At 71.5% G+C, this 23740-nt stretch carries 25 protein-coding genes; 11 read left to right on the top strand and 14 right to left on the bottom strand.

Annotation, left to right across the window (positions count from 1 at the left end):
- Positions 1–21 precede the first annotated feature (21 nt).
- From AC507J_RS14840 to AC507J_RS14855, 4 genes are all read right to left on the bottom strand, one after another.
- Entirely contained in the window at positions 22–981 is a 960-nt protein-coding gene (locus AC507J_RS14840) for an asparaginase (RefSeq protein ID WP_496289733.1), read from the bottom strand.
- A gap of 93 nt (positions 982–1074) precedes the next feature.
- Positions 1075–1902, bottom strand: a complete 828-nt coding sequence (locus AC507J_RS14845; protein WP_496289734.1) for a beta-keto acid cleavage family enzyme — start codon at positions 1900–1902, stop codon at positions 1075–1077.
- Between the two features lie 86 nt (positions 1903–1988).
- A complete protein-coding gene (gene ygfZ / locus AC507J_RS14850; RefSeq protein WP_496289735.1) occupies positions 1989–3101 on the bottom strand; it encodes a CAF17-like 4Fe-4S cluster assembly/insertion protein YgfZ in 1113 nt (370 codons plus the stop codon).
- Positions 3098–3526, bottom strand: a complete 429-nt coding sequence (locus AC507J_RS14855; RefSeq protein WP_496289736.1) for a Fur family transcriptional regulator — start codon at positions 3524–3526, stop codon at positions 3098–3100. The genes ygfZ and AC507J_RS14855 overlap by 4 nt, the downstream gene beginning before the upstream one ends.
- Positions 3527–3595: 69 nt before the next feature.
- On the opposite strand from AC507J_RS14855, the gene AC507J_RS14860 reads away from it, so the two are divergent.
- Positions 3596–4444, top strand: a complete 849-nt coding sequence (locus tag AC507J_RS14860) for an aminotransferase class IV (RefSeq protein ID WP_496289737.1) — start codon at positions 3596–3598, stop codon at positions 4442–4444.
- A 10-nt stretch (positions 4445–4454) separates the two neighbouring features.
- On the opposite strand, the gene AC507J_RS14865 is transcribed toward AC507J_RS14860, so the two are convergent.
- Both AC507J_RS14865 and mtfM read right to left on the bottom strand, forming a co-directional pair.
- The gene (locus AC507J_RS14865) at positions 4455–5060 is read right to left on the bottom strand and encodes a heme-binding beta-barrel domain-containing protein (protein ID WP_496289738.1); all 606 of its coding nucleotides are present in this window, start codon (positions 5058–5060) and stop codon (positions 4455–4457) included.
- Between the two features lie 10 nt (positions 5061–5070).
- Positions 5071–5175, bottom strand: a complete 105-nt coding sequence (gene mtfM, locus AC507J_RS14870; RefSeq protein ID WP_496289739.1) for a small membrane protein MtfM — start codon at positions 5173–5175, stop codon at positions 5071–5073.
- A gap of 23 nt (positions 5176–5198) precedes the next feature.
- Here mtfM and AC507J_RS14875 point away from each other — a divergent pair, with 23 nt between their 5' ends.
- The 3 genes from AC507J_RS14875 (at position 5199) to AC507J_RS14885 (ending at position 8061) form a co-directional block, all read left to right on the top strand.
- Positions 5199–5561, top strand: a complete 363-nt coding sequence (locus AC507J_RS14875) for a DsrE family protein (protein ID WP_496289740.1) — start codon at positions 5199–5201, stop codon at positions 5559–5561.
- A 68-nt stretch (positions 5562–5629) separates the two neighbouring features.
- Positions 5630–6007, top strand: coding sequence for an SCP2 sterol-binding domain-containing protein (locus tag AC507J_RS14880; protein ID WP_496289741.1), 378 nt, complete (start codon positions 5630–5632; stop codon positions 6005–6007).
- On the top strand, positions 6004–8061 hold the full coding sequence (locus AC507J_RS14885; RefSeq protein WP_496289742.1) for an amylo-alpha-1,6-glucosidase: 2058 nt from the start codon (positions 6004–6006) through the stop codon (positions 8059–8061). The genes AC507J_RS14880 and AC507J_RS14885 overlap by 4 nt, the downstream gene beginning before the upstream one ends.
- Before the next feature lie 10 nt (positions 8062–8071).
- Here AC507J_RS14885 and AC507J_RS14890 read toward each other — a convergent pair whose 3' ends face one another.
- Positions 8072–8932 (bottom strand): hypothetical protein, encoded by an 861-nt coding sequence (locus tag AC507J_RS14890; protein WP_496289743.1) that lies wholly within the window; start codon positions 8930–8932, stop codon positions 8072–8074.
- Positions 8933–9079: 147 nt separating this feature from the next.
- The gene (locus AC507J_RS14895) at positions 9080–9634 is read right to left on the bottom strand and encodes a winged helix-turn-helix domain-containing protein (protein ID WP_496289744.1); all 555 of its coding nucleotides are present in this window, start codon (positions 9632–9634) and stop codon (positions 9080–9082) included.
- Positions 9635–9926: 292 nt separating this feature from the next.
- On the opposite strand from AC507J_RS14895, the gene AC507J_RS14900 reads away from it, so the two are divergent.
- The 5 genes from AC507J_RS14900 (at position 9927) to AC507J_RS14920 (ending at position 17032) form a co-directional block, all read left to right on the top strand.
- Positions 9927–14288, top strand: a complete 4362-nt coding sequence (locus tag AC507J_RS14900) for a S8 family serine peptidase (protein ID WP_496289745.1) — start codon at positions 9927–9929, stop codon at positions 14286–14288.
- Positions 14289–14511: 223 nt separating this feature from the next.
- A complete protein-coding gene (locus tag AC507J_RS14905) occupies positions 14512–14700 on the top strand; it encodes a hypothetical protein (protein ID WP_341717830.1) in 189 nt (62 codons plus the stop codon).
- Positions 14687–15439 carry a hypothetical protein gene (locus AC507J_RS14910; RefSeq protein ID WP_496289746.1) on the top strand — a complete coding sequence of 251 codons (753 nt, stop codon included), beginning with the start codon at positions 14687–14689 and terminating at the stop codon, positions 15437–15439. Before AC507J_RS14905 ends, AC507J_RS14910 begins: the two co-directional genes overlap by 14 nt.
- Positions 15440–15678: 239 nt before the next feature.
- Positions 15679–16878: a glycosyltransferase family 2 protein gene (locus AC507J_RS14915; RefSeq protein WP_496289747.1), complete on the top strand. Its 1200-nt coding sequence runs from the start codon at positions 15679–15681 to the stop codon at positions 16876–16878.
- Positions 16879–16891: 13 nt separating this feature from the next.
- Positions 16892–17032, top strand: coding sequence for a hypothetical protein (locus tag AC507J_RS14920; RefSeq protein WP_496289748.1), 141 nt, complete (start codon positions 16892–16894; stop codon positions 17030–17032).
- Between the two features lie 171 nt (positions 17033–17203).
- Here the strand turns inward: AC507J_RS14920 and AC507J_RS14925 are convergent, their stop codons facing one another.
- The 6 genes from AC507J_RS14925 to AC507J_RS14950 form a co-directional block, all read right to left on the bottom strand.
- Positions 17204–17545 carry a DUF1416 domain-containing protein gene (locus AC507J_RS14925; RefSeq protein ID WP_496289749.1) on the bottom strand — a complete coding sequence of 114 codons (342 nt, stop codon included), beginning with the start codon at positions 17543–17545 and terminating at the stop codon, positions 17204–17206.
- A 1-nt stretch (position 17546) separates the two neighbouring features.
- Positions 17547–18395, bottom strand: coding sequence for a sulfurtransferase (locus AC507J_RS14930; protein WP_496289750.1), 849 nt, complete (start codon positions 18393–18395; stop codon positions 17547–17549).
- A gap of 212 nt (positions 18396–18607) precedes the next feature.
- Positions 18608–18685 carry an Ms5788A family Cys-rich leader peptide gene (locus AC507J_RS14935; protein ID WP_311202345.1) on the bottom strand — a complete coding sequence of 26 codons (78 nt, stop codon included), beginning with the start codon at positions 18683–18685 and terminating at the stop codon, positions 18608–18610.
- Between the two features lie 72 nt (positions 18686–18757).
- Positions 18758–19543: an LmeA family phospholipid-binding protein gene (locus AC507J_RS14940; protein ID WP_496289751.1), complete on the bottom strand. Its 786-nt coding sequence runs from the start codon at positions 19541–19543 to the stop codon at positions 18758–18760.
- 173 nt (positions 19544–19716) lie between these two features.
- Positions 19717–20496 carry a transposase family protein gene (locus AC507J_RS14945; RefSeq protein WP_496289752.1) on the bottom strand — a complete coding sequence of 260 codons (780 nt, stop codon included), beginning with the start codon at positions 20494–20496 and terminating at the stop codon, positions 19717–19719.
- A 223-nt stretch (positions 20497–20719) separates the two neighbouring features.
- Complete coding sequence (locus tag AC507J_RS14950) at positions 20720–21760, bottom strand: hypothetical protein (protein ID WP_496289753.1); 1041 nt, start codon at positions 21758–21760, stop codon at positions 20720–20722.
- Positions 21761–22003: 243 nt separating this feature from the next.
- On the opposite strand from AC507J_RS14950, the gene AC507J_RS14955 reads away from it, so the two are divergent.
- Positions 22004–22750 carry a winged helix-turn-helix transcriptional regulator gene (locus AC507J_RS14955; RefSeq protein WP_496289754.1) on the top strand — a complete coding sequence of 249 codons (747 nt, stop codon included), beginning with the start codon at positions 22004–22006 and terminating at the stop codon, positions 22748–22750.
- A gap of 75 nt (positions 22751–22825) precedes the next feature.
- Positions 22826–23710: a polysaccharide deacetylase family protein gene (locus tag AC507J_RS14960; protein WP_496289755.1), complete on the top strand. Its 885-nt coding sequence runs from the start codon at positions 22826–22828 to the stop codon at positions 23708–23710.
- The last annotated feature ends 30 nt before the right edge of the window (positions 23711–23740 follow it).

Genomic DNA, 23740 nt, shown 5'->3' on the forward strand with positions numbered 1-23740 from the left:
GATCGGCAGGGTGCGGGCGGGTCACCAGAGGGGGCGGGTGGCGCCGATGGGGAGACCGCCGCCGAAGAGCGGGGTTTCCGCGAACTCCGCAAGCACCGGCGCGTCGACGCCGAGCCGGTGCAGCGCGGAGACCAGCACGGGCATCCGGGGGCGGGCGGCACCGTCGTCGATCTTCAGGGCGACGGCGCCCACGCCGGGCAGCGCGGCGGCGATGACGCCCTCCGCGCCGATCTTCGCCAGCAGTCCCGGTACGCCGCGCATAAGCCGGGTGTCGTCGGCCTCGGTGCCACCGACGATTTCCGGGTACGCCCGCATCCCGCCGGCCACCAGCCCCGGCGCGGTGTCGGGCTCGGCCTCGACCAGCCGCAGGTACGCCCGGGCCAGCCCGGTCAGCGACCCGGCCAGCACCGGTGCCCCGCACCCGTCGACGCCGACCGCCGCCGCATCCTCACCGGTGAACTCCTCGATCGCCGCCCGCAGTCGTTGCTGGAGGGGATGCTCGGGACGCCAGTACCCCTCCACCGACCAGCCGGCCACTCGGCAGGTCAGCAGCATCCCGGCGTGCTTGCCGGAACAGTTCATCTGAAGCCGGGTCGGTCCACCGCCGGCCCGGAGCACCGCCACACGGGCCTGCTCGCCGACCGGCAGCTCCGGCGGGCAGTGCAGGGCCGCCTCGTCGAACCCGGCGCGCGCGAGCAGGCCGGCGACCCGGGCCAGGTGGAACTCCTCCCCCGCGTGGCTGGCCGCCACCAGGGCCAGGTCGGCGGGGTCGGTCAACGGCAGCCCGGCGCGGAGCATGCCGACCGCCTGCATCGGCTTGTTCGACGAGCGCGGGAAGATCGGCGAGTGCACGTCACCCGCGGCGGCCAGCACCCCGCCGGTGGCGTCGAGCACCACCACCGAGCCACGGTGTACGCCCTCCACGAAGCCGGATCGGATCACCTCGGCGAGCGGCACGCCACCCCCGTACGTCTTTCCCACAGGGTGGACGGTACCGGCGACAGCGGCGGGCCAGAAACCGGGGTGAGCAGGGACCCCACTGCCGGATGTAACGGAGTGCCGGCCAGGCGTGGCTTACAAGCCGAGCAGCTGCCGGGCCTCCGTGGGATGCAGCGGCGGGCGCTGGGCGAGCTGGGCGAAGCCGACGGCCCGGGCGACCAGTTGCATGTTGGATTCCACCGGGCGGCCCTTGGCGTACGTCACCGTGTCCTCCATGCCGACCCGCAGGTGACCGCCGGCGGAGAGCGCGGCCAGCAGCACCGGGATCGTGGTACGCCCGATGCCGGTCGCCGAGAAGGTGGTGCCCTCCGGCAGGTCGCGGAGCATCTGCTGGGCCGCGACGAGGGTCGCCGTGTTGCCGGGCATACCACCGGGTACGCCCATCACGAAATCGACGTGCACGTGCCCGCCGTGCGGCAGGCCGTACCTGCCGAGCAGGCGCTCCAACGCGGTCAGGTGGCCGAGGTCGAAGATCTCGTACTCCGGCACGATGCCCCGCTCCTGCATCCGGGTGTGCAGGTCGACGATGAACTCCCAGCGGTTCAGGAAGACGTCGTCGCCGAAGTTGACCGTACCCATGGTGCAGGAGGCCATGTCCGGCCCGGCGTCCAGCACGGCGAGCCGGTCGGCCTCGGGATCGGTGACCGCGCCGCCGGTGGAGAGCTGCACGATCAGGTCGGTGCTCTCGCGCAGCGCCGCCACGGTCTCGCGCAGCCGGCCCTGGTCGAGGGTGGGCCGCGCCTGGTCGTCGCGGATGTGTACGTGGATCACGGCGGCGCCCAGCGCCGCGCACTCCTTCGCGGTGAGCAGCAACTCGTCAAGGGTCACCGGCAGCGCCGGCACCTCCGTCTTGGCCGACTCCGCGCCGGTGGGGGCAACCGTGATCAACGTCCCTGTTGTCATGCCGGCGATCCTAGAACGCCTGCTCGGGGCAGCGGCGTTAAGAAGGGGCCCTTCCTCTACCGCAGGCGTTAATAAGGTGCCCTTCCTTACCCCAGGTCGATGGCGGCGGCGCTGTCGGCGACGCGGAGGGAGGCGTCGTCGGGGACGTTGCGCTTGACCACGGCGAGGGCGATCTGGCCCAGCTCGTGGTGGAGCACGGCGGTGCCGACGAAGCCGACGGTCCGGCCGTCGAGGCTGACCGGGGTGCCGGCGGCCGGCAGTTGGTCGGTGGTCACCCCGTCCAGGTGCAGCAGGACCAGCCGGCGCGGCGGACGGCCCATGTTGTGCACCCGGGCGACGGTCTCCTGGCCCCGGTAGCAGCCCTTGTCCAGGTGCACGGCCGGGGCGATCAGGTCCACCTCGGCGGGGATCGTCCGGTGGTCGGTGTCGACGCCGACCCGGGCCCGCCGGGCAGCCACCCGCACCGCCTCGTACGCCCAGAGCCCGACTGCGGGCACCCCGTTGGCGCGCAGCTGCGCGACCGTCTGGTCCATTGCCGTCCGGGGCACCAGGAGGTCGATGCCGAGCTGGCCACGCCGCGCCCAGCCACCCACCGGCAGCGGCTTGACGTCGTAGCGGGCGGTCGGGCGGGGCGGCAGCTCACCGGCGCGGAACTTGGCGCCGGGCACCGCCACGAACTCCGGTTCGGCCAGCGGGGGCACGTCGAGCAGCGCCACCGCCTCGGCCGCCTTCGGCCCGACCAGCGACAGCACCGCGTACTCGGCGGTGGCGTCGCGCGGCTCCACCTGGCTGAAGAACCGCATCTTCTCCAGGTAGCCAAGCAGGCTCCCGGTGGCACCCGGCTCGGTGTCCAGCCAGGTGGTGACGCCGTCCTCGGCGACCATCGCGTGCTGTTCCACGTGGCCGTGCGGCGAGAGCACGAGCAGCTCGGTGCCCTGCCACGGACTCAGCTGGGCCAGATGCTGGGTGGTGAGGGTGTGCAGCCAGGAGATCCGCTCCGCGCCCGGTACCGCGACGACACCCCGATGGGAGCGGTCCACCAGACCGACCTCGGTGTCCAGCAGGCGTTGCTCACGCATCGGGTCGCCGTAGTGGGCGGCCACGCCGCGTACCCCGGCCGCCGCGTGGGCCGGCTCCGGCTGGTCGCGGCTGGCCTCGTCGATGCTCTCCACTGCCACCGCACCCGCGATGTCGATCATTTCTGGTCCCCGTTTCCGCAGCGACCGCAGAGACCGAAGAAGGAGACGTGGCCGATGTCCACCCGGAAGCCCCGCTCGCGCGCCAACTGGTCGGCCAGCGGGCGCAGCAGCGCGGGCTCCATCTCGTCGATCGCCCCGCAGTCCCGGCAGACCAGATGGACGTGCTGGTCCTCACCGGCGGCGTGGTAGGTCGGCGAGCCGTGCGACAGGTGGGTGTGGGTGACCAGGCCGAGCCGTTCCAGCAGCTCCAGCGTGCGGTAGATGGTAGTGATGTTGACCCCGGCGGCCACCTCGCGTACCGCTGTGTGCACCTGCTCGGGGGTGGCGTGCCCCAGGTCCAGCACCGCTTGGAGGATCAGCTGTCGCTGCGCCGTCAGCCGCAGCCCACGGGCCCGGAGCATTTCCGCCAGGGAGGATTCGGACACCCTCCGATCATAGTTCGGCCATCCGCGCACCTCCCCGCGCGACCGGTGCGCCCACTATGCTCGGCCCCCATGGTGCCGTCACGGATCGGCGTGCTAGGCCGGGGTCTGGTGCCGGCCGACGAGCCGGTGCTGCGCGGGGACGACCTTGGTGTGCTGCGCGGCGACGGGCTCTTCGAGACCATGCACCTGCGCGGCGGGCGGCCGTGGCTGCGCGACGCACACCTGGCCCGGCTGCGGGCCGGTGCCGCGGCCGTGGAGCTGCCCCTGCCGGACGACGCGACCCTGGTCGAACTCCTGGACACCGTCGCCGCCGGGTGGCCGGCACAGGTGGAGGGCGCGCTGCGGCTGGTCTGCACCCGCGGGCCGGAGGGCGGCGGACCGACAAGCGTCTACGCCACCCTGGCTGCGGTCCCACCGACGGCCAGGCAGGTCCGGCGCGACGGCGTGCGGGTGGCCACCCTCTCGTTGGGGGTACCCGCCGAGGCACGCCCGGAACTGGGCTGGTTGCCGGCGGGCATCAAGTCGACGTCGTACGGGGCGAGTTCGGCGGCCCGCCGCTGGGCCGCCCGCACGGGCGTGGACGATGTGCTCTGGGTCTCCTCCGACGGATACGTGCTGGAGGGGCCGACCTCCAACGTGGTCTGGCTGGCCGGCGACACGCTCTGCACCGTGCCGGCCGGACGCACCGGCATCCTGCCCGGCACCACCGTCGCCTGGCTGCTCGCCCAGGCCGGGCAGGTGGGCTGCGACGCCGCCGAACACATGGTCACCCCGGCCGGCCTACGCGACGCGGACGCCGTCTGGCTCACCTCGTCCGTACGCGGCCTGGTGGCGGTGCTCAGCCTCGACGGCGAGCCGCTGCCCCGCAGCCCCCGTACCCGTGAGCTGCAGGACCTGCTCGGCTTCCCGGTCCCCTGACCGGCGGCGGTCAGCCGGCCACCCGGAGGAGCCGGGCGGAGAGGTGCGGGGAGAGCGGCTGGCCGACGGCGGCCATGTCCTGGGCGTAGAGCAGGGCACCCTCCACGATGCCGAAGAGCCGGTGCCCGGCGGTGACCTCCTTGGCGGTGGAGGTGCGCACCACCGCGTCGGTGACGAACTCGACCTGGGTGCCCTTGCGCCGGCCGAGGTGCAGTTCCATCACCCCGGTGGGGGTGGTGAGCAGGGCCTCCAACTCGTCGGTGGCCCGGTCACCGGCCAGCACCGGCCGCCACCAGCCCACCTCGCGCCCGGCCGGGCGCACCGGGCGGCTCTGCTCGTCGAGGATCCAGGCCCGCGACTCGTAGTGCAGGAACGGCCGGCCGTCGTGGCTGATCCGGATCTCCTGCGCGAAGTCGAAGTCCTCGATTGTGGGAAAGCCGCCCCGGCCCCGGCCCCGCCAGACGCCGATGTACGGCAGCAGGCCGTCCAACGCGGGGTGCAGCTTGGGACCGACGCGCAGGTCGTGACTCTCCTCGAAGGGGTACGCCTCGACCGGCGGCGCGTTCAACCACGGCGGCGGGGCCAGCGGATTCTCGTCCGACGCGTTCGCGCTCACTGAACCACCTTCACTGTTTGCCCCTCGAAATGCGTACCGCCAGGTAGACCAGGCCACCGGCGAGCGCGCCCAGGCCGGCGACCAGCAGGCTGACGAACCCGATCTCGGTGACCATCCGGGCCATCCTATGCTGGCGGCATGGCCCGCACTCTTGTCGTCAAGGCCACCGCCGGCTCCGATGCGCCCGAGCGTTGCGCCCAGGCATTCACCGTGGCGGCGACCGCAGCCGCCGCCGGGGTGCCCGTCTCGCTCTGGTTGACCGGCGAGTCGACCTGGTTCGCCCTGCCCGGCCGGGCGCAGGAGTTCGAGTTGCCGCACTCGGCGCCGCTGGCCGAGCTGCTGCACGTGATCCTCGCCACCGGCACGGTGACCGCGTGCACCCAGTGCGCGGCCCGCCGCGACATCGGCTCCGGCGACGTGCTGCCCGGCATCCGGATCGCCGGAGCCGCCGTGTTCGTCGAGGAGACGATGGCCGAGGGCGCCCAGGCGCTCGTCTACTGAGTCGCCGGACAGGACGGCAAGGCGACGGAACCGGCCCGGCGAGTCGGACTAATGCCTACGATTCGGATGTGAGCGAGGCGACCCAGCAGTTCTTCGCGGCTTTGCCGGCCCGCGCCCGGGAGGTACTGCGCGCCCCGGTCGCCGGAACGCTACGGATCGATCTCTCCGACGGTCACCGCACCGAGCACTGGCTGGTCCGAATGCGGCCGGGAGTGGCCGAGGTCACGCAGGGGTCGGAAGCGGCCGACGCCATCTGGTACTGCGGCGTGGAACTCTTCGACCGGCTCGTCACCGGCCAGGCACAGGCGTTGGCCGCGCTCTTTCGCAACGAGAGCACGTACGCCGGGAACGTGGTGCTCTTCCTCGCCTTCCGGCGCTTCTTCCCGGCCGCGCCCGGCACCCAGGATCCGCGCGAGGTGGCCCGCGCGCGCCTCAGGAACGGGTGAGTCGATTGGTCAGCATCCTGGACGGCAACACCTTCCTGGTCAGTGACCACCATGGGGACATCGAACCCTCGCTGGACTTCCCCACCGGCCTCTTCACCTTCGACACCCGGTTCCTCTCCACCTGGCTGCTGCTGCTCGACGGCGAGCGGCTGCGCGCCCTCTCCATCGACGACGCCGAGTCCTTCCGGACCCGCTACTTCCTGGTACCGGGCGAACCCACCCACTTCCTGGACACCAAGGTCTCCGTGATCAGAAGCCGGGCCATCAGCGGCGGCTTCGACGAGGAGATCACCGTGCTGAACCACTCCGGGCAGGACATGACGTTCACCGTCCGGATCGAGATCGGCGCGGATTTCGCCGACCTCTTCGAGGTCAAGGACGTCCTGCGCAAGAAGGGCAGCAACACGGCCCTGGTGACCGAGGACGCGCTGCGCCTGAGGTACATCCGGGAGGCGTTCCACCGCGAGACGGTGGTGCGCAGCAGCGAGCCCGCACGGATCGACAAGACCGGGATGACCTTCCCGATCCGGATCGGGCCGCACGGCGAGTGGACCACCCGGCTGACGGTCTCCACAGTCATCTACGGCGCGCGCGGTGAAGACGTCCGCTCCCGGCTGCCGCTCTCCGGCGGCCGTACCACGGCGGACATCGAGGCCGAGCACGCCGAGTTCGTCCGGAAGGCGCCGAAGCTGGGCTGCGACTGCGAGCCGATGGCCACCGCGTACCGGCGCAGCCTGGACGACCTGGCCGCGCTCCGGTACGAGTCGATCGCGCTCGGCGTCCGGCTGCTCGCCGCCGGACTGCCCTGGTTCATGACGCTCTTCGGCCGGGACAGCATCATCACCTCGCTTCAGGTGCTGCCGTTCCTGCCGGAGCTGATCCCGCCGACCCTGACGATGCTCGCCGGGCTACAGGGCCACCGGGTCGACGACTTCCGCGACGAGGAGCCGGGCAAGATCCTGCACGAACTGCGGTACGGCGAGAGCGCCGGCTTCGAGGAGCAGCCGCACTCGCCGTACTTCGGTGCGGCGGACACCACCGCGCTGTTCGTGATCCTGCTCGACGAATACGAGCGGTGGACCGGCGACGCCGAACTGGTCACCCGGCTGGAGTTCGCCGCCCGCGCCGCGCTGGCCTGGATCGACTCGTACGGTGACCTGCTCGGCACCGGGTACGTCTGGTACCAGACCCGCAACCTGCGCAACGGCCTGGAGAACCAGTGCTGGAAGGACTCGTGGGACGGGATCTCCTACGCCGACGGCCGACTGCCCGGCTTTCCCCGGGCCACCTGCGAGTTGCAGGGCTACGCGTACGACGCCAAACTCCGGGGCGCCCGGTTGGCCCGGCTCTTCTGGCACGACCCGGAGTACGCCGACCGGCTGGAACGGGAGGCGGCCGCGCTCAAGGAACGGTTCAACCGGGACTTCTGGCTGCCGGACCGGGAGTACTACGCGCTGGCGCTGGACGCCGACGGCCGACCGGTCGACGCGCTCAGCTCCAACATGGGGCACCTGCTCTGGAGCGGCATCGTGGACGAGTCGCGCGCCGGGGCCGTCGCCGCACACCTGCTCGGTCCCCGCCTCTTCTCCGGCTGGGGCGTGCGTACCCTCGCCGACGACCAGGGGCGGTACAACCCGATCGGCTACCACGTCGGCACGGTCTGGCCGTTCGACAACTCGCTGATCGCCTGGGGCCTGTGGAAGTACGGCTTCCGGAAGGAGGCCGGGCGGATCTGCGAGTCGATGCTCGGCGCGTCGCGCTACTTCGACGGCCGGCTACCGGAGGCCTTCGCCGGATACGAACGCGACCTCACCGAGTACCCGGTGCAGTATCCGACCGCGTGCAGCCCGCAGGCGTGGTCGGCGGGCACGCCGATGCTGCTGTTGCGGGTCATGCTCGGGCTGGAGCCGCAGGGCGAGCACCTGATCATCGACCCGTACGTGCCGTCCGGGATGGGGCGGGTGGAACTGCTGGACATCCCCGGCCGGTGGGGTCGGGTGGACGCCCTGGGCCGCAGCCGGACCCAGGACGACGAGCCGACCCGACCGGAGTGAGCCGGTCCGCTCAGCCGGCGCAACCGCTTGTCGCGCCGACCCGGACCCCGTCGGGGCGCAGGTCGGCCAGGACCGCCACGCCGTCGCGCCGGTAGGCGTACACCTCGGGGGTCTCCACGACCGGCGTGCCGCCCGCCAGCGCCGCGAGTGCGGCCTGCGGCGACTTCCCCGGCTCGCCCACACCGGACCAGGCGGTACGCGCGGTCCCGCCGCCGGGGCAGGGCGCGGTCACCGCCGACTCGGTGCCGGCCCCCGAGCCGCCGAGGGCGCGGAGCGCTTCGGCCAGCACGCCTGCCTCGGCACCGGGTTCGCCCGGTCCGGGTCGGAGGTATCCGTCGCCGATCGGCCGACAGCCGGTGTCGACGGTCAACCGGATCCGGCCGTCCGCGACCGGCCGCCCCTGCACCACGACGAACTCGCCCGCGTCGGCCCGAAGCCGCGGCCCGTCGGAGGTGACCCGGACACCGGCGCGCCACGGCGCAGGCAGCCGCTCGGCGATCCGCTCCAGCAGGGCCCGCTCCTCGCCGCCGGGCACCGCCAGCTCGACCTCGCGGCTCAGCGTCGCACCGTCGGCGAACGGGGTGACCCGGCAGCCCCGGTGGACCTCCGGCGGGACCAACGCCGGCACTGCGTCGGACGCCGCCGCGACCAGCTCGCCGATCGCGCCGTCGACCACCGGACCGGCCTCGGTCAGGGTGCGCTGCTCGCGGACGGTCGGCGGGTCGTTGCGGGTGGAGAACCAGGTGAGCCCGGCGAGCAGCACCGCCCAGGCCACGGTCAGCGCGACCAACCAGCGCGGCCAGCGCGAACCTTCCACCGGTGGCCGGGGATCTGCGGGTGGGACGTACCCCAGCTGGACTGCGCCGCTCACCGGGCCATGGTGTCACGGACGACGCGACGCTCTGCCGTCAGCGCCCGCGATCAGCTCTGGGCAGGCGCCAGCCGACGGTCGCGAGCCCGGCGGTCAGCTCTGCTCGGGGTCCGGCGGCGGCCAGCGCCGGGCCGGGTCCGGCGGCGGTCAGCTCTGCTCGGGGTCCGGCGGTTCGGTGCCCGGGGCTGGGCCGTCGACCGGTTCGGGTGGTGCGCTCAGCCGGTAGCCAACCCCCCGGACGGTCTGCACCTGCGGCCCGTCGGGCAGCGCGCGCAGCTTGCGCCGGAGCCGCTTCACGGCCGAGTGCAGGATCGCCGTGTCACCGAGGTACGCCCCGCCCCAGACGGAGGCGAAGAGCCGCTCGTAGCTCCAGAGGGTGACCGGCGGGCCAGCCAGCCGGCCCAGCAGTTCCCGCTCGGTGCGCGTCAGTCCCAGCGGCACGCCCCGCCAGGTGACCAGGTGGCCGGCCCGGTCCACCACCAGGTCGCGCCAACCGCCCGGACGCTGTGCCCACGCCTCGCCCGCCCCGCCGCCGTCCGGTCTGGCGGTCTCCGCCGGCGGGGCGGGGAACATGGCGCGGAGTTGGGCCAGGTCCGCGCAGATCACCAAAGGACCCACCCCGTCGAGACGCTGCACCACCCGCTGCCGGACGGAGGCGTCGGAGCTGACGCAGACCAGAATCGGAATCTCGCCACCGGACACGCTGCCTCCCCGAGAGCACCGCACTGACCTGCGACTTCTCACCCATCGACAATGACGGCCACCGATGGCGCCCCGCCACTCAGACTAACGGTCAGGATTGCGACCCGTCACTGACCGAGTACTGACCGACGCCGCCCATTGATCACCGGCCGCCCCGGCAAGAGCATGACTCTCAGCGGGCAGGCGCTCACCAAGAGTCACCACATTGCCCTGACCGCTCCGCGACCGGCGCAGCCTGGCGCGCGATGTGCGGGCCCGAAGAGATCGGGACCGACGACGTGGGGGAGGAAGCTTGTTCACTACACGATCCACCCGGTGGCGAGCGGTGACGGCGCTACTGACCGCCGCCGTGCTGGGCGTCACCGCCCAGCCCGCGCTCGCCGCACCGGCCCCGGAGCCGGCACCGAGTCGGGCCGCCGTCGATGCGGGGTTGCTCGATCGGTTCGACACCGCACCGACCACGACCTTCATGGTGTACCTGCGGGAGACCGCCCCGCTCGCCCAGGCAACCGGGCTGCGTGACCCCGACGGTCGGGCTCGTGCGGTGCATCAGCTGCTCACCAGTACGGCCGACCGGACCCAGCGCGACCTGCGGGCGGTCCTCGACGAGCGGAAGGTGCCGCACACCGCGTACTGGATCGCCAACGCGCTGCGGGTCGAGGGCGACAAGGCGCTGGTCGACGAGATCGCGCGCCGGCCCGAGGTGGCCCGGATCGCACCGAGCCGCAGCTATCCCCTGGTGCGGCCGACCCCCACCGAGACCGCGCGGGCCCGTACCGCCGCGGTGGAGTGGGGGCTGACCAACATCGGTGCGCCCCAGGTGTGGGACGAGTTCGGCGACCGGGGCGAGGGTGTCGTGGTGGCGAACATCGACACCGGCGTCCGGTACGACCACCCCGCGCTGGTCGGCTCCTACCGCGGCAACACCGGAGGCGGCTTCGACCACGCCTACAACTGGTTCGATCCGGCCGGGATCTGCCCCACCGCCGCGCCCTGTGACAACGACGACCACGGCACCCACACCATGGGCACGATGGTCGGCGACGACGGTGCCGGCAACCAGATCGGCGTCGCGCCGGGCGCCCGGTGGATCGCCGCCAAGGGCTGCGAGTCCGACGAGTGCACCGACGCCTCCCTGCTCGCCGCCGGTCAGTGGGTGCTCGCTCCGACCGACGCCAGCGGCCGGAATCCGCAGCCCGACCTGCGGCCCGACATCGTCAACAACTCGTGGGGCGGTGACGGCGGCGACGCCTGGTACCAGCAGACCGTCACCGCCTGGCGGGCGGCCGGCATCTTCCCGGTCTTCTCCGCCGGCAACGACGGCCCGGTCTGCGGCAGCGCCGGCTCGCCTGGCGACTACCCGAACTCGTACGCGGTCGGGGCGTACGACGTCAACAACAACATCGCCAACTTCTCCGGTCGTGGCTCCGGCACCGATCCACTGAACCCGAACATCGCCGCGCCCGGCAGCGGCATCCGCTCCAGCGTCCGCAACGGCGGGTACGCCTCGATGAGCGGCACCTCGATGGCCGCCCCACACGTCGCCGGCACGGTGGCGCTGCTCTGGTCGGCGGCACCCGGACTGCGCGGCGACCTCGACGCCACGGAGGAGTTGCTGGACCGGACCGCCCGCGACGTCGACGCCACCACCTGCGGTGGCACCCCGGCCGACAACAACGTCTTCGGCGAGGGCCGCCTCGACGCGTACGCGGCGGTGCGGGAAGCGCCCCGCAACGGGGCCGGCCGGGTCACCGGCGTGGTCAGTGACGCGCGCACCGGCGACCCGGTGGCCGGCGCGACGGTGACCGCCGGCACCCGCAGCACCACCACCGGGCCCGACGGCAAGTACGCGTTGACCACGTCGACCGGCGAGACCACCCTGGCCGTACGCGCCTACGGCTACGCCGGTCAGTCGGCTACCGTCACCGTTCCCGAGGGCGATGCCGTCACCCGACACTTCGCCCTGGTCGCGGCAGCGACGGTGACGGTACGCGGCCGGGTCACCGACGGCTCCGGCCACGGCTGGCCGCTGTACGCGAAGATCGAAGTGGCCGGGCGGCCAGGAACGGTCTTCACCGACCCGGTCACCGGCCGCTACTCCTTCACCGTGCCGAGCGACTCGTCGTACCGGCTCACCGTCACCGCCCGGTACCCCGGCTACCGCACAGTCGTCCGCGAGGTGCCGGTGGGCGACGACAGCACCACGGTCGACGTGACCGTGCCGGTCGAGGCGGCCTGCACCGCCGCCGGTTACACCGGCAGCTTCGGCGAGCCGCTGCTGCGCGAGACGTTCGACGAGGCGAGCACCCCGGCGGGCTGGACGGTGACCAACCGCACCGCCTCCGGCGGGTGGGTCTTCAACGACCCGCGCTCCCGGGGCAACCTGACCGGCGGTTCCGGTCGCTTCGCCATCATCGACAGCGACGGCCTGGGCAGCGGCAACACCCAGGACACCGACCTGATCACCCCGCCGCTGGACCTGACCGGTGCCGCCGCGCCGGTACTGCGGTTCCGCAGCGACTGGCGGGCGGTCGGGATCAGCGACACCGCCGACATCGACGTCTCCACCGACGCCGGTGCCAGCTGGACCAACGTCTGGCACCAGACGGCCAGCCGGCGCGGCCCCCGGGTCGAGGAGGTGCCGCTGACCGAGGCGGCGAACGCCTCAGCCGCCCTGGTCCGCTTCCGGTTCAAGGGCACCTTCGCCTGGTGGTGGCAGGTTGACGACGTGGAGGTGGTCAACCGCGAGTGCACGCCGGTACCCGGCGGCCTGGTGGTCGGCACCACCACCGACCGCACCACGGGTGCCGCTTTCAACGGGGTGACCGTCATCAGCGACGACCGGCCGCAGGACCGGGCGGTGTCGGCGGCCACGCCAGACGACGCGGGCGAACCGGACGGCTTCTACTGGCTCTTCTCCGGCCTGACCGGCACCCGTCCGTTCACCGCCAGCCGGACGCCGTACCAGCCGACGACGAAGGACGTCGCGGTGACCGCCGACGGGGTGCGCCGGGCCGATTTCGCGCTCGCCGCCGGCCGGTTGACCGTCAGCCCGGCCAGCATCGAGTCGCATCAGCCGTACGGCAGCACCCGTACCACCCGGGTGACCGTGCGCAACACCGGAACCGCGCCGGCCGAGGTGGAGTTGCTGGACCGCTCCGGCCGGTTCGAACTGCTCAACCAGGGTGGCGCGCCGCTGCGCGAGCAGAAGCTGAAGGGCATCAGCAAGACCCGGACCGGCACCGCCTACGGCGGGGCGGCACCCGAGGCCGGTCCGGCCGCCGAGGACACCTGGGACGAGATCGCCCGGCTACCGGCAGCGGTCTACGACAACGCGGCGGCCTGGCTGGACGGGAAGGTCTACTCGATCGGCGGTGGCGGTAGCACCGGCACCGAGCGCAAGGCATGGGCGTACGACCCCGGGGCGAACGCCTGGAGCGCCCTGCCCGACCTGCCGACGGCGCGCTCGAAACCGGCGGTGGTGGCGATCGGCGGCAAGCTCTACGTGATCGGTGGTTGGGCGAGCAGCGGCGTCAACGCCACCGTCGACGTCTTCGACCCGGTCGCCGGCACCTGGCGCACCCTGCCGGGGGTGACCAACCCGGCACCGACGGCGGCGGCCGGCAAGGCCGTGGTCGGCGGGAAGGTGTACCTGGTGGGCGGTTGCGCCGACGCCGAGTGCACCGATTCCGACCAGCTGGTGGTCTTCGACCCGGCGACCGGCTCGTTCGCCACCCGCGCCGCGTACCCGCACCCGGTCTCCTGGCTCTCCTGCGGGGGGATCGGGGCTGCGGTCTACTGTGCTGGCGGCACCGGCAGCACCGAGTACACCGACGCCTACCGGTACGACCCGGCGGCCGACAGCTGGAGCCCGCTGCCACAGTTGCCGCTGGAGCTGTGGGGCTCGCAGTATGCGGCGGCCGGCGGCATGCTGGTGCTGGCCGGCGGCGTGACGGCGGCGTCGACCACGGTCACCAACCGCACCGTCGGCTTCGATCCGGCCACCAACGCCTGGCGTGACCTGCCGAACGCCCGGTTCGGCAGGTACCGGGGCGCCGCCGCCTGCGGCGCGTACAAGATCGGCGGTTCGCCCAGCTCCTTCGTGGGCAGCGCGGACAGCGAATGGCTCGGCGGTCTGGAACTCTGCGCGGCCGACGCCGACCTGCCCTGGCTCAGCGGCGCACCTACCACCTTCACCCTGGCCCCGGGCGCCTCCCGGACGGTCACCGTCACGCTCACCGCCACCGCCGAGGCCGGCGTCGCTCAACCGGGTCGGTACGCCGGTGAGCTGGCCGTCGTCTCGGACACCCCGTACCCGGTCACCCCGGTGTCGGTGGAGATGAACGTGTCACCGCCGGGCAGCTGGGGCAAGATCCAGGGCACCGTCACCGGCACCACCTGTGGTGGCGTGACCGTCGGCATCCCGGCGACCGTCCGAGTCAACCTGATCTCGGCCGGCACCGGCACCACGCTGACCGCGGGCGGCAACGGCCGGTACGCCTGGTGGCTGCCAAGGGGCCGGTACGAGGTGATCGTGGCCAAGGACGGCTGGGTGCCGCAGGTGCAGCGCCACCAGATCGAGGCGGGCATCGTCGGCACCCTCGACTTCGCCCTGGAACCGTCCGCCACCTGCACCAGAGCAACCGGCATCTGATCCCGTCAACACAACTGGTGGCCGTCGACCCGTCCCGGGCCGGCGGCCACCTTCGCCGTATCACCCACCTGAACGAATGTCGCCAAGGCGACAGGACCGCACCCGTACGGCCCACTCAATCGATCACTGTTAGTGGCAAGACTTATGCGGTCTGTCGAATTCGGCGCAGGAAGGCGATAAGGTGGCACTGACAGCGACTTCGCCGCCAGCGAGAGGAGCAACGATGGGCACGGCCATCGTGAAGACTCCCGAAGAGCTGCGAGCATGGCGCGACCGTCTCCTGGAGCGCGTTCATATGTCCAAGGAGACGCTGTACGACCTGGGTCGGAATTTCGAGCTGCGCCCCGACGAGCGCAGCGTTTACGAGATGGTCCGATCGATCGACTATCTGCTCGACGATGACGAGAGCTGACAACAGCGTCTCCACCGATCTGATCAGACTCGCGAGCGAGTTCGCGGACAACATCACCACGCGCGTTCACGGTGTGGTGAAGACCGAGAAGGCGCTCTCAGCACTACTGCTGCCCGACCGCAACGGCAGCACTCGGGTCATGGTCGGCATCGTCGAGGGAGACGACTTCGGAACCTTCCCGCTGTTCATCGGCGACAAGCATCGCCTGGACCTGCTACTCAAGTTCAACTGTTGTCTCGATTCGGTGGGTAGGCACCTGGCGACGGATGCCTCCTGGTTCCATGTCACCGCAAAGGGAGACAAGGCTCCGCTGTTTCGTTACGAGTACGTGCGGCCCTACCAGCAAGGCGTGCCGTCCGCGCACCTACACGTACACGGCCACCGGGATGAGTTCGCCTTTGCGATGCAGGTCGGCGACCGCGGACGCGCCAAAGCGCGCAAGCGACGACACGAGGTGCCACGCCTGGCGAAGTTCCACTTCCCGCTCGGCGGGCACCGCTTTCGACCGTGTGTCGAGGATGTGCTCCAGGCCGTTGCCGAGGAATTCGGTGTCGACACCACCGAGGGATGGCGGGAGAAGGTAGCCGAGGGCCGCGAACAATGGCGCCAGCTTCAGCTGCTCTCGGCGGTCCGTGACGCGCCGGCGGTCGCCGCCAAGGCACTCGAAGATCTTGAGTACAAGGTTGTTCCGCCGGCCTCCGCGCCGGCGTCGAACGTGAGCCGGATGCGAGCGTACTGAGCGCCGCCCACCTGCCGATCGGCTGCTGACGCGCGCCGTCCAGCCGGCAGGTCCCCCCTGCTCGGGCGCGTCCCGGCCCGTCCGGCCGCGTCCTCGCTCGGCCGCAGCGGTAGTCGAAGGTCGGCCGAACGGATCAAACGGAAGATCACTCTTGGCGTAGCGCCAAATATCACTTAGCGTTACGGGCACACCTCAACGTGAGCAGCATTCACGTGCCCTTCTGCCTGCGGATATGGCCCATGCCGGAAGTTCTACTCACTGCCACCATCACTGTCGGTGCGCTCGTGCTGCTCCTCGTTGTCGGCTCCTTCGCGTACGGCTTCGTCCGCCCCGAGGCGACCAACCGCCCCCGGCACGCCATCGGACCGCCCCGCTACGGCCAGGTACGGCCGGATCAGGTGGCGATCCTGATCGCCTGCCGCAACGGTGCCGCGACCATCACCGAGACGATCCGGGCCGCCTGCGCCACGGGCAGCGACGTGTACCTGGTCTCCGACGCCTCCACCGATGACACCGCCCGGCTCGCCGAATCCGCAGGCGCCCGGGTGCTGCCCCTGGCTCGCAACGTCGGCAAGCCGGCCGCCCTGCACGCCGCGTACGCCGGCTTCGATCTCGGCACGCGCTACCGTGCGGTGGCCATCCTCGACGACGACGTGGTGATCGCACCGGATTTCGTCACCGCCGCGCTTGTCGAGTTGACCGCGGAGGTCGGGATCGTGGTGGGCCGCAACGTCACCTGGTGGCCGCCGGAGCGACGGTGGAATCCGTGGCTGGCCAAGCGGGCGTACAGCTACTGGATGTACCAGGCGGTGATCCGCCGCATCCAGAGCCACTTCAACGTGATGAACTGCATCTCCGGCTCCAACTCGATCTACCGGACCGAGTTGCTGGACGTGCTCCTGCCCCAGCAGCCGCCCTACATCGTGGACGACACCTACTGGGTGCTGGAGACCCACCGGCGCAACCTCGGACGGGTCGTCTACGCGCCCCGCGCGGTCGCCCAGTTGCAGGACCCGACCACGTTGCCCGACTGGTACCGGCAGAACCTGCGCTGGATGTGGGGGACCTTCCAGGGGATCATCGGCCATCGGGTCGGCCGGCACACCAGCCGCTTCGATTTCGCGTACGTCCTGCTGATGCTGCACTGGGTGCTCTACGTGGCCGGCGGCCCGCTGACCCTCTGGCTGCTCGCCACCGCCGGACCCGGGTTGCTGTTCGGGCTGCTGTTCATGCTCGCCGGCCACGGGATGTGGGTGCTTCTCGCGGCCTGGCGACTGCGCCATCCGCAGCTACCGCTCTTCCTCCCCATGATCATCATCGCCGACCTGCTGTACCGGGTGATCCTCGTACACGCACTGGTGAAGGCGCTCCGCCAACCGACCGTCGACCGCTGCGTCTGGGACTCCCCGGCCCGCATCGCCGTCGGTTCGACCCGGTGAGGGAGGTGAGAACATGTCCGCGAACCAGGACCTCCCCCTGACCGGGGCCTCGACAGCCGCCGTCGGTCTGATCGGCAGCATCCTGCTGGGGCTCGGCGCCCTGCTGGTGACCGTCGCCAGGTGGGGCGCCAAGACCCGCCGCAAGATCGGCTGATCCCCCCTGATCCATCCCGGTCGATCATGAAGTTATTGCTGCCCATCGCGGCGTGTCGTGACAACAACTTCATGATCAACGGGTTGATGACGGAGCCGGGGGTGAGACGGGCGTGGCCCGCATCCCCGGGTGGGGGATGCGGGCCACGGGGCCGATCAGAGCGTGGGTGGGTCAGTCGGTGACCGTGACGGCCACCTCGTGGACGCCGCGGCCGGCGGCCACGGCGGCGTCGCCGTTGCCGTGGCGGGAGAGCGCCCGCAGGGTCCAGTTGCCGGGCGCGGCGAAGAACCTGAACTGACCGGCCGGCGAGGTGACCACCTCGGCGGTGAACTCACCGGTCGAGTCGAGCAGCCGGACGTACGCACCGGGCACCACGTCGCCCTGGGCGGAGCGGACGACACCGGTGATGACGGTCTCCTTCTCCAGGTCGATGCCGGCGGGCAGCGGGGCGGCCTGGTCCGGGGCCGCGCAGCCGGCGGCGGTGGCAGCGCTTGCTGCGGTTGGTGCAGTCATCTCAGGCCTCCCCCGGCTCGTCGCCGAGCGCCACCGGCACGCCGACCAGCGAGCCGTACTCGGTCCAGGATCCGTCGTAGTTCTTCACGTTGCGGTGGCCGAGCAGCTCCTGGAGCACGAACCAGGTGTGCGAGGAACGCTCACCGATCCGGCAGTAGGCGATGGTCTCCTTGCTGTCGTCCAGCCCGGCCTCGCCGTAGATCTTGCGCAGCTCGTCGTCGGACTTGAAGGTGCCGTCCTCGTTGGCCGCCTTCGACCACGGCACGCTGATCGCGGTCGGGATGTGGCCACCACGCTGGGCCTGCTCCTGCGGCAGGTGGGCGGGGGCGAGCAGCCGGCCGGCGAACTCGTCGGGGCTGCGCACGTCGACCAGGTTCTTGTTACCGATCGCGGCGACAACCTCGTCGCGGAAGGCCCGGATGGAGTTGTCCGGCTCCTGCGCGACGTACTGGGTGGCCGGGCGGGTCACCGGGGCGCTGACCAGCGGCCGGGCGTCCAGCTCCCACTTCTTGCGACCGCCGTCGAGCAGCTTGACGTCGCGGTGGCCGTAGAGCTTGAAGTACCAGTACGCGTACGCGGCGAACCAGTTGTTGTTGCCGCCGTAGAGGATGACGGTGTCGTCGTTGCTGATGCCCCGCTCGGAGAGGAGCGCCTCGAACTGGGTCTTGTTGACGAAGTCCCGGCGGACCGGGTCCTGGAGGTCGGTCTTCCAGTCGAGCTTGATGGCACCGGCGATGTGGCTGTTGTCGTAGGCCGAGGTGTCCTCGTCGACCTCGACGAAGACGACGCCCGGGGCGTCGAGGTTCTTCTCGGCCCACTCGGCCGAGACGAGTGCGGTGTCGCGACTCATCAGATCACTCCCTGGTGAGGATGGATGGTGAGCCAGCGCGCGGAGGTGGTCGGATGTGGTTGTGTCGCACCACGCGCGGGACCCATAGCTAGGAACGGATCACGGGTTTGTGCGACGGCGCCGCTGCCGGGCGTCCGGTGGGGTGCACCGGGATTTAGGTTCGCGTACCCCGAGTGCCGATGGCCGCTAGGCGGCCCGAGACAGCCCCGCCGTCAGATGACGGGGCGACACAGGCAGGTGGCCACGCGGCACAGGTCGACCGCGCGCCGTTTGGTGAGGAGCGTCCCCATGAGCAGGGAGCCTACCAGCGATCTCAGATATCTCCACCGGGCCGACCAGCATCCGAGACACCGGCGACGGGGTCAGCCGGCCGCGTTGATCGGTACGTCCCGTGCGTCGGCGGTCACCGTGAGCCCCTCGGGTCGCGGGACGACCTCGCGGACGGTGAGCCCGAACGGCAGGTCCGGCAGGGGCACGTCCACCGAGATGCTGCGGGCGAAGTTGTTCACCAGGGTGCGGGCCAGTGGCGCGTTCGGCAGCCCTTCGGCGTCCAGGTTGTCGAACTTCAGCGCGATCGCCCCCTGCTCGCCGACGACGATGTCGGCGGTACCGGCGACCGTCAACTGCTGGCCGAGGATGTCCACCGGCGCGGTGACGGCGAGCTTGCCATCCTGTTCGCCGAGGGTCAGGCCCTCCCGGTTCAGCAGGGCGGCCAGGCTCTGGTAGCTGATGGTGCCGGTGCCGTTCACGGTCTCGGCCACCACGTCGCCCTGGCCGGAGCGGAGCGTGTCCAGCGAGGCGCGGACGTTCCGGGCGTCCACGTTCAGGCTGGGCAGCGCGACCGCGTCGCCCTGCACCGAGCCCTGCACGTCACGCAGTCTGATCGAGATGCGTTCGTACCGGCCGTCGAGGACCTGGGTGAGGAAGGGGAAGCCGCCGACCTCCACCTCCGGTGGGGCGGACTGGGCACCCTGCTGGGTCACCTGCTGGCTGACCTCGTCGGCGATGGTGCGCTCGGCCACGTTCACCGCCACCCGGTCGGCGATGGCGACCAGGCCGACGAGGAGGAGCAGCAGGACGACGAATCCGATCAGTATCTTGCGCCCACGCCGCCGCGGTCGCCGTCCGTACGTCTGCTCGTGCTCCACGCCGCCTCCGTCGTGCCGTACGTCTCTTCGTCCTGCGTCGATGCCGCGATGCGCTCGCTACGCCTGGTCGCCAGCTCTGCGGCGCACCGGTGGTACCCGCCGCCCGGATCGCTCAATCGCCTAAGGGACGTCTCGTAACTGGGTGAAGGCGTTGCCCGGCACCGGACCGGTGGTCAGCCGGCGAGGATGATGTTGTGGAGGTTGGCGATGCCAGAAGCGGCATCGGTCAATGTGTGGGCGGCGCGGCGGTAGTCGCGCAGGATCTTGAAGCACTTCATCCTGGCCAGGGCATGTTCGACCCCGGCTCGAACGGTGCGGTGCTCGACGTTCAAGGCCTCCTTCCACTCCGGCAGCAAGCCGCCGTCGGTGGGCTTGCGGTACGGCATGATCACCTCCGGGTTGCCGCGGTAGCCGCCGTCGGCCATGACCGGCCTGCCTGCGAGTTTCTGGTCGATGCCCGAGGTACGGTAGACGATGGTGTCGTTGCGGTTGCCGGGTTGTGGGTCGCCGACGGCGATGACCAGTCGGGTGCTGGCGTCAATGGCGACCTGCAGGTTCGTGGAGTAGCGGTAGTTCTTGCTCCGGGCGGCCAGGCGGTGATCGCGGGTTGGGATGAGCGTCCCGTCGACGATCGCGATCTGCTCGACCGGCCGTTTGCGCACCGGCGCCAGGGCCAGCAGCGGCGCGAGGGTGTCGATGACCCGGTGCGCGGAGGAGTGCGACACCCCGAACAGCGGGCCGATCTGCCGCATCGTCAGATTCGTCCGCCAGTACGCCGCGACCAGCAGCACCCGGTCGGCGAGGCCCAGGGCCCACTGCCGGCCCGGCCGGCCGTCGGCGATGCCGTCACCGCCACGCTCGGCGACCAGTCGGACCAGCGTGCGGAACTGGGCGGGCTGCAACCCGGTGAACGGAAAGATCCACTCCGGGCGGGCTGCCGTGATCACCTGCACCTGGGCATCCTGCCCGATCATCCTTAAGGGACAGACGCCAGGGTTACGAGACGTCCCTTAGGGTCTGTATCGAAGTCCTCGGTCGAGCCGAGGCGGAGTCCAGGCGGCGGTCCGGCAAGGCGGGAATTGGTCCGGATACCGGTGTTGTATCCGGACCAATTCCCAACGCGGCCGGTCGTCGCTTGGGCCCGCCGCAGGCCGGCCAGGGACTTCGACACAGGCACTAGAGCAGCAACCGGCACATCAGGTACGCGACCGGAGCGGCCAACGCGACCGCGCCGAGCGGACCCTGTACGTGCCGGGTCGCCCAACCGCTCTGCGCCTCGCCCGCCATCCGCCGGCCCGCCTCGGCGTACCCGACGGCGAGATCGGTCAGGACGGCGACGACCGCCGCGACCAGGCCGATGATCGCGGCCCGGGGCGGCGTGAACGGGGTGACCAGATAGCTGCCGAAAACGGCGCTCACCAGTGTGCCGATCATGGCTCCGCCGACCACGCCCGCCGCGCCTCTGGGCACCTGGGGGGCGAGTCGTGGCCAGGCCGCGACGGCGTCGGCCGCCCGGGCGACGCCGAGCGCGACCGCGGCGGCGGCGAGACTCACGGTGATCGCCTGGGTGCCGGCGGGAATCCGGCTGAGCACGATGAGCGTGGCGAGGGCGACCACCCCGAACGAGATGGTGGCGGTGGTCCGGAACGACTCGGCCACCCGGGCCCGGTCCACCCGGCGGATCAGCTGACCGAGCAGTGCGGCGAGCAGCGCGGCGATCGCGATCAGCCAGAGCGGGCCCAGCCGGGGTTCGGTGCTGCGTACCGCCACGACGTCGGCCACCACCGCGGCCACCACGTTGACTCCGAGCACCACCGCCAGCGCCGGCGGTCGGGTCACCATCGTCCAGGCGAGCACGAACAGCAGCTGGACGGCGAGCACCACGACGGTGAAGGGCACCCGGTGCCCCGGACCGGAACTCTGCACCCCGAGGATCAGCCCGATGCCGAGCAGCAGGGCGAACCCGCCGATGGCGAGGGAGAGCTGCCGGCGTACCTCGACCGGTGGTTCTTCCTCGTCCTCGTCCTCACCGGCGTCGAGCGCGTCGTCGGGCCGGCGGGGCGAGCCGCCACGGCGCAGCCGTCGCGGACCCCGCGAGCGGCGCTTCTCGTCGGGCTCCGCGGCCGGGCCCGTCCGTGGCTCCGGGCCGCCCGCCGGCGGCGGGTCGTCGTCGGCCCACGGGTCGCGGCCGGTCTCGGGCGAGCTGGAGGGAAGCACCCACCGATCGTGCCAGACCCACCGCAATTCGCGAGTGCCCCGGTTTCCGCGACGTTAAAACCTGCGCCGCGATCAGGGGCAGAAAGGGCAAACAGGAAACCGCGACCGGGCTCGGCGTGGGCAATCGGTTACGCTCAAGGCGAAACCCGCCCGTCAGCGACGCCGGGACCCACGGAAGTTCCCAGCGCCACATCCGCAAGGAGTGCCGCTGGTCGCGCGGCCACACGGGCCGCCGGGACGGAGGTGATCGTGGAGATCCTGCTGCTGGTGACCGCACGGGCAGGCGAACCATCCGCAGTGCTACCGGCACTGGACCTGCTGCCGCACTCGGTCCGCACCGCACCTCGTGACGTACGCACGCTGGTCGCCGGTCCGAGCCCGGACGCCGTACTTGTCGACGCCCGCTCCGAGCTGAGCGAGGCCCGGGCCACCTGCCGGATGCTGCACGCCACCGGGCTCGGCGTACCGCTGGTAGCGGTGGTCACCGAGGCCGGGCTGATCGCCCTGAACGCGGACTGGGGCGTCGACGACGTCATCCTCGCCTCTGCCGGCCCGGCCGAGGTGGAGGCGCGACTGCGACTTGCGGTCGGCCGGCTGAGCAACGCGACGGCGGGGGCCGGCGGCTCCATCCGGGCCGGCGAGCTGATGATCGATCCGGACACCTACGCCGCGAAGCTCAAGGGCCGTCCGCTCGACCTGACCTACAAGGAGTTCGAGCTGCTGAAGTTCCTGGCCCAGCACCCGGGCCGGGTGTTCACCCGGGACCAGCTGCTCCGCGAGGTCTGGGGCTATGACTACTTCGGCGGCACCCGGACGGTCGACGTGCACGTGCGTCGACTGCGGGCCAAGCTCGGCTCGGAGTACGAGTCGATGATCGGCACCGTCCGCCAGGTGGGCTACAAGTTCGTCGTACCGTCCTCGCGCACGACGCTGCCCGAGGCCGCCGAGCACGCACCGCTCTCGGCTCGCCCCCTCACCGTCGAGGGCTAATAATCCGAGATGCCCCTTTTGGTCGACTTGAGCGTCTTATTGTGACTCTCAGGTTGTCCAACGGGAGGGGCGGCGGTGGGCGGTTACCACCGGGGCGCGGGACGCGCGATCGGGATCATCACGCTCGTGGTGTCGGCGGTACTCGGTTCGGTGTACCTGCTCGGCCGGAGCCTGACACCCGACCCCTCGCACACCGACTCCACGGTCACCTCGACAGGTGCCGACCATCCCGAGTACGCCGACCAGTCCGCGCCCTCGCCGACCGCCTCCGGCGCCGCGCCCACCCGGGCACCCGACGCCGGGCCGAACGCGCCTGACCGCTCCGCCGCACCGGAGCACGACGACGACCCGAACTTCGGCCCGATGGGCACCCGGGTGAGCACCGGCACCGACACCGTCGCCCTCACCTTCGACGACGGGCCACACCCCGACTACACCCCACAGGTCCTCTCGATTCTGCGGGAGCACCACGTCACGGCCACCTTCTGCGTGGTCGGCCAGAACGCCGAGGCGTACCCCTGGCTGATCCAGCAGATCGCCGCCGAGGGCCACACGCTCTGCAACCACAGCTGGAACCATGACGTGACCCTGGGCTCACGCTCGCCGGAGCGGATCCGCTCCGACCTGATCCGGACCAGTGCCGCGATCCGGGCCGCGGTCCCGGACGCGCCGATCGGCTGGTACCGGCAGCCCGGTGGCGCCTGGACCTACTCGGTCATCTCCGTCGCCCGCGACCTGGGCATGATGCCGCTGCACTGGACGGTGGACCCGGGCGACTGGCGGGCGCCCGGCGCCACCAAGATCGCCGCTTCGGTGGTCGCCGGGGTGGGACCCGGGTCGATCGTCCTGCTGCACGACGCGGGCGGCGACCGGCAGGGCACCGTGAACGCGCTCTACCGCATCCTGCCCACGTTGACCACCAGGTACGCCGTCCTGGCGCTGCCGAAGCGGGGTACCTGACGTCGCCGCCACCCGGCCGCCGCGCCGTCG

It is taken from the genome of Micromonospora sp. PRAS1, from assembly GCF_059553435.1.

Excerpts from the sequence above, each read along its gene's own strand:
- AC507J_RS14845 (WP_496289734.1), bottom strand. The coding sequence starts at position 1,902 with ATGACAACAGGGACGTTGATCACGGTTGCCCCCACCGGCGCGGAGTCG.
- ygfZ (WP_496289735.1), bottom strand. The coding sequence starts at position 3,101 with ATGATCGACATCGCGGGTGCGGTGGCAGTGGAGAGCATCGACGAGGCC.
- AC507J_RS14860 (WP_496289737.1), top strand. The coding sequence starts at position 3,596 with ATGGTGCCGTCACGGATCGGCGTGCTAGGCCGGGGTCTGGTGCCGGCC.
- mtfM (WP_496289739.1), bottom strand. The coding sequence starts at position 5,175 with ATGGTCACCGAGATCGGGTTCGTCAGCCTGCTGGTCGCCGGCCTGGGC.
- AC507J_RS14875 (WP_496289740.1), top strand. The coding sequence starts at position 5,199 with ATGGCCCGCACTCTTGTCGTCAAGGCCACCGCCGGCTCCGATGCGCCC.
- AC507J_RS14905 (WP_341717830.1), top strand. The coding sequence starts at position 14,512 with ATGGGCACGGCCATCGTGAAGACTCCCGAAGAGCTGCGAGCATGGCGC.
- AC507J_RS14910 (WP_496289746.1), top strand. The coding sequence starts at position 14,687 with ATGACGAGAGCTGACAACAGCGTCTCCACCGATCTGATCAGACTCGCG.
- AC507J_RS14915 (WP_496289747.1), top strand. The coding sequence starts at position 15,679 with ATGCCGGAAGTTCTACTCACTGCCACCATCACTGTCGGTGCGCTCGTG.
- AC507J_RS14920 (WP_496289748.1), top strand. The coding sequence starts at position 16,892 with ATGTCCGCGAACCAGGACCTCCCCCTGACCGGGGCCTCGACAGCCGCC.
- AC507J_RS14925 (WP_496289749.1), bottom strand. The coding sequence starts at position 17,545 with ATGACTGCACCAACCGCAGCAAGCGCTGCCACCGCCGCCGGCTGCGCG.
- AC507J_RS14930 (WP_496289750.1), bottom strand. The coding sequence starts at position 18,395 with ATGAGTCGCGACACCGCACTCGTCTCGGCCGAGTGGGCCGAGAAGAAC.
- AC507J_RS14935 (WP_311202345.1), bottom strand. The coding sequence starts at position 18,685 with ATGGGGACGCTCCTCACCAAACGGCGCGCGGTCGACCTGTGCCGCGTG.